This window comes from Streptomyces sp. NBC_01428 (assembly GCF_036231965.1).
In the GTDB taxonomy this organism is placed as follows: Bacteria; Actinomycetota; Actinomycetes; order Streptomycetales; family Streptomycetaceae; genus Streptomyces.
Genome location: NZ_CP109499.1, coordinates 8415665 through 8430389, shown reverse-complemented (window position 1 = coordinate 8430389; position 14725 = coordinate 8415665). Strand labels below are relative to the sequence as shown.

At 72.8% G+C, this 14725-nt stretch carries 14 protein-coding genes; 9 read left to right on the top strand and 5 right to left on the bottom strand.

Annotated features, from left to right (window positions below; genetic code table 11):
• Positions 1 to 2: 2 nt before the first annotated feature.
• The 9 genes from OG406_RS36850 (at position 3) to metX (ending at position 9574) form a co-directional block, all read left to right on the top strand.
• Complete coding sequence (locus OG406_RS36850) at positions 3 to 893, top strand: ABC transporter permease (RefSeq protein WP_327410655.1); 891 nt, start codon at positions 3 to 5, stop codon at positions 891 to 893.
• Positions 890 to 1783 carry an ABC transporter ATP-binding protein gene (locus OG406_RS36845; RefSeq protein ID WP_329190061.1) on the top strand — a complete coding sequence of 298 codons (894 nt, stop codon included), beginning with the start codon at positions 890 to 892 and terminating at the stop codon, positions 1781 to 1783. Before OG406_RS36850 ends, OG406_RS36845 begins: the two co-directional genes overlap by 4 nt.
• On the top strand, positions 1780 to 2667 hold the full coding sequence (locus OG406_RS36840) for an ABC transporter ATP-binding protein (RefSeq protein WP_329190059.1): 888 nt from the start codon (positions 1780 to 1782) through the stop codon (positions 2665 to 2667). Before OG406_RS36845 ends, OG406_RS36840 begins: the two co-directional genes overlap by 4 nt.
• A gap of 35 nt (positions 2668 to 2702) precedes the next feature.
• The gene (locus OG406_RS36835) at positions 2703 to 4043 is read left to right on the top strand and encodes an LLM class flavin-dependent oxidoreductase (RefSeq protein ID WP_164370083.1); all 1341 of its coding nucleotides are present in this window, start codon (positions 2703 to 2705) and stop codon (positions 4041 to 4043) included.
• 169 nt (positions 4044 to 4212) lie between these two features.
• Entirely contained in the window at positions 4213 to 5247 is a 1035-nt protein-coding gene (locus OG406_RS36830; protein WP_164370084.1) for an LLM class flavin-dependent oxidoreductase, read from the top strand.
• 1 nt (position 5248) lies between these two features.
• The gene (locus OG406_RS36825; protein WP_164370085.1) at positions 5249 to 6025 is read left to right on the top strand and encodes an alpha/beta hydrolase; all 777 of its coding nucleotides are present in this window, start codon (positions 5249 to 5251) and stop codon (positions 6023 to 6025) included.
• 49 nt (positions 6026 to 6074) lie between these two features.
• A complete protein-coding gene (ssuE, locus tag OG406_RS36820) occupies positions 6075 to 6632 on the top strand; it encodes an NADPH-dependent FMN reductase (RefSeq protein WP_266853046.1) in 558 nt (185 codons plus the stop codon).
• A 435-nt stretch (positions 6633 to 7067) separates the two neighbouring features.
• Positions 7068 to 8426 (top strand): bifunctional o-acetylhomoserine/o-acetylserine sulfhydrylase, encoded by a 1359-nt coding sequence (locus OG406_RS36815; RefSeq protein WP_164370087.1) that lies wholly within the window; start codon positions 7068 to 7070, stop codon positions 8424 to 8426.
• Positions 8423 to 9574: a homoserine O-acetyltransferase MetX gene (metX, locus tag OG406_RS36810; RefSeq protein WP_164370219.1), complete on the top strand. Its 1152-nt coding sequence runs from the start codon at positions 8423 to 8425 to the stop codon at positions 9572 to 9574. Before OG406_RS36815 ends, metX begins: the two co-directional genes overlap by 4 nt.
• 50 nt (positions 9575 to 9624) lie before the next feature.
• On the opposite strand, the gene OG406_RS36805 is transcribed toward metX, so the two are convergent.
• The 5 genes from OG406_RS36805 to OG406_RS39510 all read right to left on the bottom strand — a co-directional run bounded on the left by OG406_RS36805 (position 9625) and on the right by OG406_RS39510 (position 14651).
• The gene (locus OG406_RS36805; RefSeq protein ID WP_267051813.1) at positions 9625 to 10749 is read right to left on the bottom strand and encodes an LLM class flavin-dependent oxidoreductase; all 1125 of its coding nucleotides are present in this window, start codon (positions 10747 to 10749) and stop codon (positions 9625 to 9627) included.
• Between the two features lie 15 nt (positions 10750 to 10764).
• Entirely contained in the window at positions 10765 to 11856 is a 1092-nt protein-coding gene (locus OG406_RS36800) for an LLM class flavin-dependent oxidoreductase (RefSeq protein ID WP_329190053.1), read from the bottom strand.
• Positions 11853 to 13229 carry an NtaA/DmoA family FMN-dependent monooxygenase gene (locus OG406_RS36795; RefSeq protein ID WP_329190051.1) on the bottom strand — a complete coding sequence of 459 codons (1377 nt, stop codon included), beginning with the start codon at positions 13227 to 13229 and terminating at the stop codon, positions 11853 to 11855. The genes OG406_RS36800 and OG406_RS36795 overlap by 4 nt, the downstream gene beginning before the upstream one ends.
• 20 nt (positions 13230 to 13249) lie before the next feature.
• On the bottom strand, positions 13250 to 14461 hold the full coding sequence (locus tag OG406_RS36790; protein ID WP_164370091.1) for an LLM class flavin-dependent oxidoreductase: 1212 nt from the start codon (positions 14459 to 14461) through the stop codon (positions 13250 to 13252).
• A 73-nt stretch (positions 14462 to 14534) separates the two neighbouring features.
• Positions 14535 to 14651 carry a putative leader peptide gene (locus OG406_RS39510; RefSeq protein WP_351487036.1) on the bottom strand — a complete coding sequence of 39 codons (117 nt, stop codon included), beginning with the start codon at positions 14649 to 14651 and terminating at the stop codon, positions 14535 to 14537.
• Between the last annotated feature and the right edge of the window lie 74 nt (positions 14652 to 14725).

The following is a 14725-nucleotide window of genomic DNA, read 5'->3' as shown; positions in this document are numbered from 1 at the left end:
CCATGGTGCGCCGCGTCCTCGCCCTCACCTCCGGCCGGATCGCCGTGGCCGTTCTCGTCGCGGTCGCCCTGCTGGCCCTGCTCGGGCCGCTGCTGGCCCCGCAGAACCCCCTGGCCACCAGCGACCACACGCTGGCCGCCGCCTCGGGGGCCCACTGGCTGGGAACCGACTACCTCGGCCGTGACGTGCTCAGCCGACTCCTCGACGGCTCACGCGTCAGCGTCCTCGGTGCCCTGGAGGTCGCCCTCACGGCACTCGCCATCGGCGCCGTCCCGGGCATCCTGTCGGTCCACCTCGGCCGGGCCTTCGAGTGGATCACCCTCCGGCTCGCCGACACTCTCGTCGCCCTCCCGTTCCTGCTGTTCGCCGTCGCCGTGATCGCGCTGCTCGGCAACGGCCTCACCCAGGCGATGCTGGTCACGGGCGCGCTGGTGTCCCCGCTGTTCTACCGGGTGGCCCGCGCCGCGACCCTGTCCGTCGCACGCTCCCCCTACGTGGAGGCGGCGCTCATCTCCGGCGCGTCCATCGGCTGGGTCGTGCGCCGTCACGTGTGGGCCAAGGTGCTGCCGCCCATCGCGGTCGCCCTCGCCCAGACCATCGGCGTCGGGTTCGTCATCGTGTCGAGCCTGACCTTCCTCGGCATCGGCGTCCAGCCGCCGGCCCCGACCTGGGGCGGTCTCCTCGCCTCGGACCTCGGCTACCTCAGTCACCAGCCGTGGGCGCCGGCCGTACCGGCCCTGCTGATCATGGTCACCGTCTGGGCCTGCAACCTTCTCGCCGACGCGATCCGCGACGTCTCCGGCGAGGCGGGCCGCGCGCTGGTCAACCGACGCAAGGCCCGCGCGAACCGCCGCCGCGACGCCGACCCCGCCCCCGTAGGAGGTGTGCGATGACCGCCCTGTCCGAGAAACTCCTGCCCGACGCCGAGGAGATCACCGGGCCCGACCCGGTTCCCCCGGCCGAACCGCCCGCGCCCGTACTCGCCGTGCGCGACGTCCGGATCGGCGACCTGGCCGGCGACCGGGAGATCGTGCACGGCGTGAGCTTCACGCTCACCCCGGGCAGGGCCGTCGGCATCGTCGGCGAGTCCGGCAGCGGCAAGACGCTCACCTGCCGTGCCGCGCTGGGCATCCTGCCCGCCCACTTCGAGATCACCGGCGGCTCGGTGGAGATCGACGGCGAAGACATCGCCGGTCTGTCCCCGGCCCGCTGGACGGAACTGCGCGGTGCGACGATCAGCGCGGTCTTCCAGGACCCCGCGTCGTACCTCAACCCGTCGATCCGGGTGGGCGCGCAGATCGCCGAGGTCGTGCGGGTCAAGAACGGCCTGAAGCGGCGGGCCGCGCACCGCCGCGCGGTGGAACTGCTGCGCGCGGTCCACCTGCGGGATCCGGAACTGGTCCACGGCCAGTACCCGCACGAGTTGTCCGGCGGCATGCTCCAGCGGGTCCTCATCGCGGCGGCGATCGCCGCGGACCCGAGGATCCTCATCGCCGACGAGGCGACCACGGCGCTCGACGTGACGGTCCAGGCCGAGATCCTCGACCTGCTGGCCGACCTGCGGGAACGGACCGGCCTGGCGCTCGTCGTCGTCTCCCACGACCTCGCCGTGGTGGCCCAGTTGTGCGACGAGGTCCTCGTCATGCACCAGGGCGAGGTGGTCGAGCAGGGGCCGACCCACGACGTCCTCCACCACCCGCGGCACGCCTACACCCGGCTGCTGATCGCCGAGCACGAGCAGTACGGCCTCGACACGTTCCTCGCGCCCCGGGAGGACGCATGAGCACCACCGACGCCGTCACCGTCGAGCCGTCCCCGGCGGTCACCGCTCCCGACGCGCCGACGCGCCCCGTGCTGGCGGTCAGGAAGCTGGAGGTCCACTACGGGCAGCGCCGGCGGCGTCGCCGCGCCCTGCACGGCGTCAGCCTCGACGTCACGGCCGGTGAGACGGTCGGCATCATCGGAGAGACGGGCTCGGGCAAGTCCACCCTGGCGCGGGCGGTACTGGGCCTCGTGCGCGCCTCCGGCGGGTCCGTCGTCGTCGACGGCGAGGACGTCACCTCGCACAGCCCCCGCCAGTGGCGCGCCCTGCGCCGCCGTGGTGTCGTCCAGTACGTCTTCCAGGACCCGCTCCGCAGTCTCGACCCGGACCTCACGGTCGAGACCTCGCTCGCCGAGCCCCTGCTCGTCGCGGGCGTGCCCCGCGACGAGGCCGCGCGCCGGGTGCGCGCGTTCCTCTCCCGGGTCCGTCTCTCCGAGGACCTGCTCGACCGGCTCCCCGGCGAACTGTCCGGCGGCCAGCGCCAACGCGTCGCGGTGGCACGGGCGTTGGTCACCGAGCCGCGACTCGTCATCCTCGACGAGCCGGTCAGCGCGCTGGACTCCGCGAACCGCGTCCAGATCCTGCAGATCCTCAAGGAGCTCCGCGACGACGGCGTGGCCCTCGTCTTCATCTCCCACGACCTCGGTTCCGTCGCCGCCGTCGCCGACCGTGTGGCGGTGCTCTACCAGGGCGAACTGGTCGAGGTCGGCCCGGTCCGCGACGTCATCACCCGGCCCCGGCACGCCTACACCCGCCTGCTCGTCCGCTCCGCGCCCACCCTGCACTCCGCGCCGGCCGACCGGGCCGAACGCGAGGCCCTGCGCGCCGCGCTTCTGCACTCCTGACCCGCCACCGACCCGACAGACAGGAACCCGACACCATGCCCCGCACGATCCACCTCGCCCTGCACCCCTACGGCGTCGGCGGCCCCGGCCAGCACGGCCTGTGGAAGGACCCGCGCGTCGCGAAGAACTCCAGCATCGACATCGACTACTACATCCGGCTGGCGAAGGCGGGCGAACACGCCCTGTTCGACGCCCTGTTCATCGTCGACAGCCAGTTCATCAACTCCACCTACCCGGCGCACTACCTCAACCGCCTGGAACCGCTCACCCTGTTGTCGGCGGTGGCCACCCACACCCGGCACATCGGGCTGGTGGGCACGGCGAGTTCGACGTACAACTCGCCGTTCAACCTGGCCCGCCGGTTCGCCTCCCTCGACCACATCAGCGGCGGCCGGGCCGGCTGGAACGTCGTCACGAGCTTCGACACCGGCACGTCCCGCAACTTCGGGCTCGACGAACACCTCGACTACAGCACGCGCTACGGCCGCGCCCTGGAGTTCGTGCGCGTCGCCCGGGGCCTGTGGGACTCCTACGAGGAGGACGCGTTCCCCGCCGACGTGGACCGGGGCGTCTTCCTCGACCCGGCCAAGCTGCACGCGCTCGACCACGTGGGCGAGCACTTCAAGGTGGCCGGCCCGCTGAACCTCTCCCGCTCCCCGCAGGGCCAGCCCGTGATCTTCCAGGCCGGGGTCTCCGAAGAGGGACGCGACCTCGCGGCGCAGGTCGCCGAGGGCATCTACGCGCCGGGCGGCACTCTCCAGCAGGCCCAGGAGTACTACGCGGACATCAAGAAGCGCACCGCCTCCTACGGCCGCGACCCCGAGCACATCAAGATCTTCATCCACGGGGGTCCGGTCGTCGCCGCCACGGACGAGGCCGCCCGGCGCCGGGAGCGGGAGATCTTCGAGGAGGACAACGACTTCGAGCGCAACCTCGCCCTGCTCGGCCGCTCCTTCGGCGCCTACGACTTCAGCGTGCACGACCTGGACGCGCCGTTCCCCGACGTCGCCCACCTCGCCGAGAAGGGCGGCCGCACCGGAGCGGCCAGGCTCATCGAGCGGGCCCGGGAACAGAACCTGACCCTGCGTCAAGTGGCGGACTCGGTGAACCAGTTCCGCACCTCGCCGTTCGTCGGGGCGCCGCAGACCGTCGCCGACACCATCGAGGAGTGGTTCGACGCCGGCACCTTCGACGGCATCAACCTCGCCTTCCGCACCGAGGACGAGCTGAACCTCTTCGTCGACGGCGTCGTCCCGATCCTCCAGAAGCGCGGACTGTTCCGCACCGAGTACGCGGCCGACACCCTGCGCGGCAATCTCGGCCTGCCCGTCCCGGCCAACAGCAACACGCGCGAGCCGCAGCTCGTGAACGACTAGGACCCGTCGGCTGTCGTCCCGCGCCGCGTCCGGAGCGGTGGAACACACCGGACCACCACCCCGCACCGTCCCGCGGCGCCCCTTCCGCCTTCTCTCCTTGCGGACCCGTCGTCCGGCGGCCCTCCCGGCCACCGGACGACGGGTGCCCGACACCGAAAGGCATCACCTCATGACGAGCGAGCGACCACGCTTCCGGCTCGGCTTCCTCACCCATGTCCAGGGACGCGACCAGGACATCGCCCGCACCTACCGCAACGCCCAGGAACTGTTCGTCGTGGCGGACGAGTTGGGCTTCGACGTCGGCTGGGTCGCCCAGCACCACGTCGCCCTCGGAGGCGGCGGGCTGTCCTCACCCTGGACCTTCCTCGCGCACGCCGCCGCGCGCACCACCCGGATCCGCCTCGGCACGGCCATCACCGTCCTCCCGCTGGAGGATCCCGTCCGGCTCGCCGAGGACGTCGCCACCGTCGACGCGCTCAGCGGCGGCCGTGTCGAGATCGGCGTCGGCAGCGGGACGAGCGGCCTGGAGTACGCCGCCTTCGGCAAGGACGTCAGCCGCAAGCGGGAACTGACCAGCGAGAACCTGGACGTCCTGCGCCGGGCGCTGTCCCGGGACGACGTGGGAACGCCGGGCTTCCGTATCCAGCCGCGGCCCGCCGACTTCACCGACCGGGTGTGGCAGGGCGTGTTCAGCGCCCAGGGCGCGGAGTACGCCGCGAGCCGCGGCTCCCACCTCCTGCTCAACCGGGCCGCCTACGGATACGACGCCCCCACCGACGAGGTGCAGCGCCCCTGGGCGGACGCCTACCTCGCCGCGTGGGACCGGCCGCACCGACCGCGCATCGGCCTCTCGCGTTTCGTCTTCCCCGCCAAGGACCGGCGCACGGCGCTCCGCGCGATCGGCGACGACGTCCACCGGGCGGCGCTGCGCATGGCGGAGAACGGCGCCTTCCCCAAGGGGCTCGACGCGGACGAGGCGCTGCGCCGCTTCCACACCTTCTACGGCCATCCCGACGAGATCGTCGAGAGCCTGCGCCAGGAGAAGGTCCTGCCCGTGGCGACCGACCTGATCACCCAGTTCAACCCCGCCGTGCCCGACCACGACGCCGCCGTACGCGCCCTCGAACTCATCGCGACCGAGGTGGCGCCCGCTCTCGGCTGGCAGCCCGCGCGCACGGCCGAACCCGCATCCGCAGGAGTGTGAGATGACCCAGTACAGCGACCACCACGGGCCCGAGGGCCTGCTGATCCGCGGCACGATCATCGTGGTGCCCGGCCGTGGCGAGACCCGGGACACGTACACGCGCTTCGCCCGGCGGCTCGCCGCCGACGCCTACCGCGTCCGGGTGATCGACGCGCCCGTCCTCGACGCGGGGGACCCGGACGGCTCGCTGACCGGCCTGGCCGAGCGGCTCACGGACGCGATCGGGGGCACCGCCTCCGACGACGGAGTGGCCCTGCCGGTCGTGCTCGTCGGGTCGGACACCGGGGCCGCGGCGCTCGCCGCGCTCCTCGGCCGGACCGGTACGGGGCCGGCCCCGGAGCCCGCCGCGCTGGTCCTCGCCGGTCTCCCCGGCCCCACCGCCGAGTCCGCCGCCGGGATCGGCACCTGGGACGACGAGCTCGACGTGCGCACCTCGTGCCCGACGCACCGGGGGACGCTCTCCCAGGACGCCGGGGTACGGCGCGGGTCGCTGGGCGACGCCGTTCCGGACGCGGTGCTCGGCGCGGCGTACGCGAGCGAGACCGGCGTGCCCACCCTGCTTCTCGCCGGTGACGCCGACCCGCTGGCCGACCACGAGGCGCTCGCCCGTGCCGCGAAGTCGCTGCCCCGGGCCCGTCTCTCGGTCGTCCACGGTGCGCACCACGACGTCCTCAACGACCTGCAGCACCGTTCGGTCGCCGCCGAGGTCGTCACGTTCCTCGAAGCGCTGCGCAACGACCTGCGGCCGCTGGTCGCCGTGCGGTCGAGCGCCTGGTGACGTCCCACCGCCCCTCGCCGCATCCGAACCCCGACCCGGAAGGCCCGCCATGGCTGTGATTCTGTCCGTCTCCGGAAGTCCCTCCCCCACCTCCCGCACCACACGTCTGCTGCGTCACCTGGACGAACGGCTCCGCCTCCAGGGACACGAGGTGATCCCGTTGGAGGTCCGGACCCTGCCCGCCCAGGCCCTGCTCGGCGCCGACTTCCGGCACCCGGCGATCGTCGAGGCGACGGCGCAGTTCGAGCGCGCGGACGGCGTGGTCATCGGCACACCCGTCTACAAGGCCGCCTACTCGGGCCTGCTGAAGTCGCTCCTCGACCTGCTCCCGCAGTACGCGCTGACCGGCAAGACGGTGCTGCCGCTGGCCACCGGAGGCAGCACCGCCCATGTCCTCGCCATCGACTACGCGTTGCGTCCGGTGCTGAGTTCCATGGGTGCCTCGCACATCGTCCCCGGCTGGTTCACCCTCGACAAGGACATCGTCGTCGGCGAGGACGGCACACCGGCGGTCGCGCTCGCCGCGGCCCAGGCCCTGGAGCAGGTGACGGACCACTTCTCCGCCGCGCTCGGAGGACGGACGACGGTCCTGGCGTCGACCGGCTGACGGCGGTCGTGCCGGCGCACCGCCCGGACCCGGCGACGGGCGGTGCCGCACCACCGCCGTCGCGCCGCCGGGTCCGGCCGGTCACCGCTGCCGCCAACTCCCCTTGGGACGGACGACCTTCATCCGGTCCCCGAAGGTCGCGATCCGCTGGTGTGCCGTGACCAACTGTGGTTACCTGACTGCATGACCGTGCTCGTGACCCGCCGCCACGTCGACTACGTGCGTGTCACCACCACGGCGTGTCGTGCCGTGAGCTGACGCTCCGCTCCGCGCCCGATCGCCTTCTCCTCCCCTTTCCCGGCACCGCACTTCGCCTTGCCCTGCGCGCCTTCAGGGCATCACGCGCACGGCCGCCGTGCGTCCGCCCGCACCTCCGCCCGCGCCCATCCGCGCACCCGTGCGCCTCCGTACCCGTACACCGCACAAGGGAGAACCATGAGCCGCCCCATCGACTCCGTGACCGCGGGGCACACCCCCGACGAAGCGCCCGGTCCCGACACGTCCGCCTGGTCGTTCGAGACCAGGCAGATCCACGCCGGTGCCGTGCCCGATCCGACGACGGGTGCGCGGGCGGTGCCGATCTACCAGACCAGCTCGTTCGTCTTCCGCGACACCCAGCACGCGGCGGACCTGTTCGCGCTGGCCGAGCCGGGCAACATCTACACCCGCATCCACAACCCGACCCAGGACGTCTTCGAGCAGCGCGTGGCGGCGCTGGAGGGCGGGGTCGCGGCGGTGGCACTCGCCTCCGGGCAGGCCGCGGAGACCCTCGCCATCCTCACGCTGGCGTCCGCCGGGGACCACATCGTCTCCAGTACGTCGCTGTACGGCGGCACGTACAACCTGTTCCGCCACACACTCCCCCGGTTCGGCATCGAGGTGTCGTTCGTCGACGACCCGGACGACGCGGAGGCGTGGCGTGCCGCGATCAGGCCGAACACCAAGGCCCTGTTCGCGGAGACGCTCGGCAACCCGCGCGGCAACGTGCTCGACGTACGGGCCGTGGCGGACGTCGCGCACGGGGCGGGCGTCCCGTTGATCGTGGACAACACCGTGCCGACGCCGTATCTGCTGCGGCCCCTCGAGCACGGGGCCGACATCGTCGTCCACTCGGCGACCAAGTTCCTCGGCGGACACGGCACCACCATCGCCGGTGTCGTCGTCGACGGCGGCACCTTCGACTTCGGTGCGCACGCGGACCGCTTCCCGGACTTCACCGAGCCGGACCCCAGCTACCACGGGCTGCGGTACTGGCCGGCGCTCGGCCCCGGCGCCTTCGCGGTCAAGCTGCGGGTGCAGTTGCTGCGGGACATCGGCCCGGCGCTCTCGCCGCACTCCGCGTTCCTGCTCCTCCAGGGCGTGGAGACGCTGAGCCTGCGCATCGAGCGGCACTCCTCGAACGCCCAGGCGCTGGCCGAGTGGCTGGAGCAGCGCGACGAGGTGGCCGCCGTGCACTACCCCGGACTGCCGTCCAACCGGTGGTACGAAGCGGGGCAGCGCTATCTGCCGCGCGGAGCGGGCGCGGTCCTCGCGTTCGAGCTGCGGGACGGCGTCGAGGCCGGGAAGCGGTTCGTGGACGCCGTCGAGCTGTTCAGCCATCTGGCGAACATCGGGGACGTCCGCAGCCTGATCATCCACCCGGCCTCGACGACCCACAGTCAGCTGGACGAGGCGCAGCTGGCGGCGACCGGTACCTCGCCGGGGCTGGTGCGGCTGTCGGTGGGCATCGAGAACCTGGTCGACCTCAAGGCGGATCTGGAGGCAGGCTTCCGCGCGGCGAAGGGTGCGTCCTGAACGCCGAGGTCGCTCCGTCCGCCGATCCCCTCCCGCCGGCCTCCGGGGGCCGGCGGGAGGGCGACCCGCCCGGACAGCGCAAGTGGCACCTCCGCGACAAGGCGCTGTCCTTGGAGGCGGGCGGTGAACTGCCGGACGTGCGGCTGGCGTTCGAGACCTGGGGGCGGCTCGCGCCGGACGGGTCCAATGCCGTGCTGGTGCTGCACGCGCTCACCGGCGACAGCCATGTCGCCGGACCGGCCGGGCCCGGTCACCCGACGCCCGGCTGGTGGGACGCTCTGGTCGGGCCCGGTCGCGCCCTGGACCCGGACCGCTGGTTCGTCGTCGCGCCGAACGTGCTCGGCGGCTGTCAGGGGAGCACCGGTCCGTCCTCGGCCGGCCCGGCAGGCCCGCCGTGGGGGGGCGCGTTCCCCTTTCTGACCCAGCGCGACCAGGTGGCGGCGGAAGCCGGACTCGCCGACGCGCTCGGTGTCGGCCGTTGGGCGCTGGTGATCGGCGGTTCCATGGGCGGCATGCGCGCCCTGGAGTGGGCGGTGTCGTACCCGGACCGCACGGACGCGCTACTGCTGCTGGCCACCACGGCGGCGGCGAGCGCGGAGCAGATCGCCTGGGCCGACATCCAGACGCGGGCGATCCGGAGCGACCCGAACTGGCGGGGCGGCGACTATCACGGTGCCGGGCCGGGTCGGGGACCACACGCGGGCCTGGGCCTGGCCCGCCGCCTCGCCCACGTCACGTACCGCAGCGAGCCCGAGCTGGCGGTCCGCTTCGGGCGTGCCCCGCAGGCCGCGGAGGACCCGTGGGAGGGTGGCCGCTACCAGGTTCAGTCCTATCTGGACCACCATGCCGCCAAGCTGGTGCGCCGCTTCGACGCGGGCAGCTATGTGACGCTGTCGGAGGCCATGAACAGTCACGACGTCGGGCGCGGCCGTGGCGGCATCCGTGCGGCGCTCGGCCTGGTCACGGCGAGGACGCTGGTCGCCGGCGTCGACTCCGACCGGCTCTACCCGCCGTCCCAGCAGGCCGAGGTGGCGGCGGGCATCTCCACGGCGGACCGGCCGCGGGTGATCGAGTCCCCTTACGGGCACGACGGCTTCCTCATCGAGGTGGAGCAGGTCTCCGCACTCGTCCGCGAACTGACGGGCTGACGGCAGGGCGGCCGGGCGGACGATCCGCCCGGCCGCCGCCCGGCGGCGGTTCACCGCGTGCGCCACTCCTCGGCCAGCAGTGCGTACGACCGCACCCGGTCCGCGTGGTCGTGGGTGATCGTGGTGATCAGCAACTCGTCGGCCCCCGTGGCCTCCTGGAGCTGGGCCAGTCGGTCCGCCACCCGGCCCGGGGATCCGACGAACTGGGTGTCGAGGCGGTCCTGGACCAGCGCGCGGTCGGCTGCGGACCAGACGTGGGCGCGCGCCTCGTCCGGGGTGGGGAACGGGATGGCCCCCTCGGCGTTGCGGATGCTGCGGACCCAGAGGCCGTAGCCGGTGGCGAGCTCACGGGCTCGCGCGTCGTCCTCGGCGACCACCACGTCCGCGGACACGCTGACGTACGGCTTGTCGAGGACGTCGGACGGCCGGAACGCGGCGCGGTAGCCCTCGGCCGCCTCCAGCACGGTCGCCGGGCTGACGTGGTAGTTCGCCGCGAACCGGAGGCCGTTGCGGCCGGCGACCTCGGCGCTCACGCCGCCGCTGCTGCCCAGGATCCACAGCTGCAGATCCGCGCCCTCGCCCGGGACGACGTGCGCCTCGGCACCGTCGGCCGACCGGTAGGTGCCGGCGAGGAGGGCGAGGACGTCGTCGATCTGCTCGCCGTACTCCTGCGACACCGCTTTCGGCTGCTGCAGCAGGGTGCGCTGCAGGGCCACCCGCGGTGATCCGAGAAGGTGCTCGAACGAGAAACGGGGCGGGATGCGCAGCCCGTTGGGAGTGAGCCCGTCGACGACGGGCGTGGTGGTCGGCCGGGCGGCGGCGCCACCCGGAGGGGCCCCGCCCGAGCGGCCGAGCCCCAGGTCGAGACGCCCGGGATGCAACGCGTCGATCAGGCCGAAGTCCTCGACCGTGGACAGGGCGGTGCGGTGGCCGAGCTGGACGGCTCCGGAACCGAGTCTGATGGTCGAGGTCGCCGACGCCGTCAGGGCGAGGAGGACCGCGGGCGACGTGCCGGCGACGCCCGGGTTGAGATGGTGCTCGGCGAACCAGTAGCGGGCGTACCCGAGTTCCTCGGCCCGGCGGGCCAGGTCGACGGAGTTGCGGAGCGCCTCGGTGGCGGTGGAGCCGGACGGGATCGGGACCAGGTCGAGGACGCCGAGAGGGATGTCGGACATGACGGTTCGGGCTCCTCAGTGGTCGGCGGGCACAGGGTGGCGGGTGGGCGGCGCGAGGACCGGTCCCCAGGTGAACGGGGGATCGGGGATCTCGCGGCGCAGCACCGGTGCCACGTCCGACTGGAAGAGTTCCAGCGCCGTGCGATGCTGACGATTCGTCAGTCCACCCGCGTCGGCGTGCAGATGCAGCACGCTGTGCCCGAACTGCTCGTGGTAGCGGTGCACCTTCTCGATGATCTGCTGGGGACTGCCGATCAGCGCCGAGCTGCGCTCCACGAAGTCCTCCAGGGTGGGGAACACGGGCTCCAGACCCAGACGTCGCTGGAACGCGAGGTTGCCTTCGAACACGGGCCGGTAGTCGGCGAGTGCCTCCTGGGAGGTCCGCGCCGCGTAGAAGCCCGCGGTGCCGGCGCCAACCGCGATGGCGGCCGGGTCGTGGCCGTAGTGCACCCAGCGTTCGCGGTAGTGGCGGATCAACTCGGCGTAGGGCTCGATGGTGTTGGTGACGTTGGCGGAGAAGAGCGGGTCGCCGTACCGGGCGGCCAGGTCGACCGACTCCTTGCTGGTGGCGCTGCCGTGCCAGACGCGGACGGGCTGCTGGAGCGGTCGCGGCCACACCTCGGCCTCGTGGAGCTCCGGGCGGAAGCGGGTCGCCGCGGTGACCTTGTCCTGCCGCCAGATGCGCCGGAACACCTCGTAGCTCTCGGCGTTGCGGTCCCACTGGTCGTCGGTCGTGACCCGGAACAGCTCCCGCTGCGCCGCGCCGTTCCCCTTTCCGACGATCAGCTCCAGGCGCCCGCCCGACAGATGGTCCAGCGTCGCGTAGTCCTCGTACGCGCGGACCGGGTCGAGGAGGCTGAGGGTGGTGACCGCCGTGAACAGCCGGATGCGCGAGGTGAGCGCGGCGATGTGGCTCAGCACCACCGGCGGGGAGGACGAGATGAACGGACGCTCGTGGCGCTCCCCCACTCCGAACCCGTCGAATCCCAGTTCCTCGGCGAGCAGCGCGTTGTCGATCACCTCGCGGAAGCGGTCGTTGGTCGGCTTCTTGACGCCGGTCACGGGATGCGGAGCGTGCACGATCAGGGTGATCGCCAGGAACTTCATGACGCGGCCCGGTCGGTCCGCGCCCCGGCGTCGGGGTGGGCGAGGCCGAGGTGGTCCCGCAGGGTGCGGCCCTCGTACGCGGTGCGGTAGACGCCGCGTTCCTGGAGGAGCGGGACGACGCTGTCCGCGAAGGAGTCCAGGCCGCCGGGTGTGATGTGCGGGACGAGGATGAAGCCGTCGGAGGCGTCGGCCTGGACGAAGTCGTTGATGGTCTCGGCGACGGTGGCCGGGGTGCCGACGAACGCCTGCCGGTTTCCGGTCTCGATGACGAGGTCGCGGATGGACCAGTTGTTGGCGGCCGCCCGCTCACGCCACTCACGGGCGGTGGCCAGCGGGTCACGGTACATCCGGACCTGCGCGCGGCCCCGGGCGATGGTGTGTTCGCCGAGGTCCGGGTCGATGTCGGGCAGCGGACCGTCCGGGTCGTACGAGGACAGGTCGCGGTTCCAGACGAACTCGAGGTGCTTGATGGCGGTGGCGCCGCTGACCTGCGCGCGCCGTATCTCACGGGCGTGCTCCTCGGCCTCGGCGTCGGTGTCCCCGAGGACGAAGGTCGCGGCGGGCAGGATCAGCAGCTCGTCGTGGCGTCGCCCGTACCGCGCGAGGCGTCCCTTGACGTCGGTGTAGAAGGCCTGGCCCTCCTTGAGGGTGGCGTAGCGGCTGAAGATGGCGTCGGCGCCGGCGGCGGCGAACTCGCGGCCCTCCTCGGAGTCCCCTGCCTGGAAGATCACCGGGCGGCCCTGCGGGGAGCGCGGGACGTTGAACTGGCCCTCGATGTCGAAGTGCCGGCCCTGGTGGACGAAGGCTCCGGCCTTGGCGTCGTCGAGGAAGGTGCCGCTCTCCTGGTCGGCGACGATCTCGTCGCCGTGCCAGGAGTCGAAGAGTTCGTTCGCCGTGGCCAGGAACTCCTTGGCGCGGGAGTACCGCTCGTCCTGGGGCAGGAAGCCACCGCGGCGGAAGTTCTCGCCGGTGAAGGCGTCCCAGGAGGTGACGACGTTCCAGGCGGCCCGGCCGTCGGAGAGGTGGTCGAGGCTGGCGAACTGGCGGGCCACCTCGTAGGGCTCGTTGAAGGTGGAGTTGATGGTGCCGGTCAGGCCGAGGTGTTCGGTGACGGCCGCGAGCGCGGTCAGGATGGCGAAGGTGTCGGGGCGTCCGACGACGTCCAGGTCGTAGATCTTGCCGCCCTGTTCCCGCAGGCGCAGACCTTCGGCGAGGAACAGGAAGTCGAACTTGGCGCGCTCGGCGGTCCGCGCGAACTGGGCGAACGAGCTGAACTCGATGTGGCTGCCGGCCTCGGGGTCGCTCCACACGGTGGTGTTGTTGACGCCGGGGAAGTGCGCCGCGAGGTGGATCTGCTTGAGCGGCTTGCTCATGGTCGGGGGGTCCTTCCGGCTCAGGCGGTGGTGGCGGCGAAGCGGTTCGCGGGGCGGGCGAGCCCGAGCAGTCCGCGCAGGGTGTCGGCTTCGTAGGCGGTCCGGAAGACTCCCCGGCGCTGGAGTTCGGGCACGAGGCCGCGGGTGATCGCGGGGAGGTCGTGTCCCAGGACGGCGGGGCGCAGCCGGAAGCCGGAGAGCCCCGCGGCGGCCAGCTCCTGGAGGAGGTCGGCGAGCTGGGCGGGTGTCCCGGCGAAGATCCGGGCGTCGCTGGTGTACGGCTCCCCCGCCGACGCGTCCAGCCGTTCCCGGCGGGCCTGGGCGGCGCCCGGATCGTCGTCGAGGAAGACCACCAGGTCGCCGAAGACGTGCACGGTGTCGTCGGCGCGGCCGGCCGCGGCCTGTTCGGCGCGGATCTCCTGGACGATGGCGCGGGCCTGGCCGGCGTCGTGCGGGGTGACGTAGCCGATGTCCGCGGACCTCGCGACCAGCCGGTACGGGACCGTCGCGTGGGCCAGGGCGGTGACGACCGGCTGGCCCTGGGGCGGGCGGGGGGTGATCGAGGGGCCCTTGACGCTGAAGTGCCGGCCCTCGAAGTCGATGTAGTGCAGCTTGTCGCGGTCGATGAAGCGGCCGGTGGCCACGTCGCGGATCTCGGCGTCGTCCTCCCAGCTGTCCCACAGCCTGCGGACGGCCTCGACGTGGTCGGCGGCCTCGTCGAAGAGGTCGGTCACCACCTCCTGCACGGCGGGGGTGTCGTACTCCTCGAACCGGATCGCGGGGATCGTGCGGCGGCCGAAGTGGGCGGCCTCGTTCTGGCGGGCGCTGACCTGGACGCGGAGACCGGCGCGGCCGGTGCTCACGTAGTCGAGGGTGGCGATCGCCTTGGAGATGTGGAAGGGCTCCGTGTGGGTGGCGACGACGGTCGGTACGACGCCTATGTGGTGGGTCAGGGGCGCGATGCGCGACGCGATGAGGACGGCGTCGAGGCGGCCGCGGACCTGGTCGGTGCGGCCGTCCGGTTCGGTGGGCGAGGAGGACTGGAGGCCGAGGCCGTCCTCGATGGTCACGAAGTCGAGGAGGCCGCGCTCGGCCTCGGTGACCAGGTCGGTCCAGTAGGCGGCGGTGAGCAGTTCGCGGGGGCGGGCGACCGGCTCGCGCCAGGCGGCCGGATGCCAGCCCGCGCCGTCCAGCGCGACGGCGAGGTGCAGAGGAGTGGGTGACGGGGACACGGGGGTGCCTTCCTGATCGACCGTACGAGGAAGCCCGTCCCGGCGGAGCGGGACGTGGCTGCGGGGGAACGGGTCAGGGGCGACAGAGCGCGCCGGCGACCCGCAGCAGATCGATGTGCGGCCGGCCGTACAGGTGCAGGCGGCGGGGCGTGAGCGGTCTCGGCGCGCGGCGGTGGCTCAGGCGACGCACCCGCCTCACCTCCGCCCTCCCGCCCCGGTGCTCCGGGACACCTGGTCCGCCCGGCCCTCGCGGGTCCCGGGTGG

What these genes read in the sequence shown, in the direction of transcription:
- OG406_RS36850 (WP_327410655.1), top strand. Translation starts at nt 3, where the DNA reads ATGGTGCGCCGCGTCCTCGCCCTCACCTCCGGCCGGATCGCCGTGGCC.
- OG406_RS36845 (WP_329190061.1), top strand. Translation starts at nt 890, where the DNA reads ATGACCGCCCTGTCCGAGAAACTCCTGCCCGACGCCGAGGAGATCACC.
- OG406_RS36840 (WP_329190059.1), top strand. Translation starts at nt 1,780, where the DNA reads ATGAGCACCACCGACGCCGTCACCGTCGAGCCGTCCCCGGCGGTCACC.
- OG406_RS36835 (WP_164370083.1), top strand. Translation starts at nt 2,703, where the DNA reads ATGCCCCGCACGATCCACCTCGCCCTGCACCCCTACGGCGTCGGCGGC.
- OG406_RS36830 (WP_164370084.1), top strand. Translation starts at nt 4,213, where the DNA reads ATGACGAGCGAGCGACCACGCTTCCGGCTCGGCTTCCTCACCCATGTC.
- OG406_RS36825 (WP_164370085.1), top strand. Translation starts at nt 5,249, where the DNA reads ATGACCCAGTACAGCGACCACCACGGGCCCGAGGGCCTGCTGATCCGC.
- ssuE (WP_266853046.1), top strand. Translation starts at nt 6,075, where the DNA reads ATGGCTGTGATTCTGTCCGTCTCCGGAAGTCCCTCCCCCACCTCCCGC.
- OG406_RS36815 (WP_164370087.1), top strand. Translation starts at nt 7,068, where the DNA reads ATGAGCCGCCCCATCGACTCCGTGACCGCGGGGCACACCCCCGACGAA.
- OG406_RS36805 (WP_267051813.1), bottom strand. Translation starts at nt 10,749, where the DNA reads ATGTCCGACATCCCTCTCGGCGTCCTCGACCTGGTCCCGATCCCGTCC.
- OG406_RS36800 (WP_329190053.1), bottom strand. Translation starts at nt 11,856, where the DNA reads ATGAAGTTCCTGGCGATCACCCTGATCGTGCACGCTCCGCATCCCGTG.
- OG406_RS36795 (WP_329190051.1), bottom strand. Translation starts at nt 13,229, where the DNA reads ATGAGCAAGCCGCTCAAGCAGATCCACCTCGCGGCGCACTTCCCCGGC.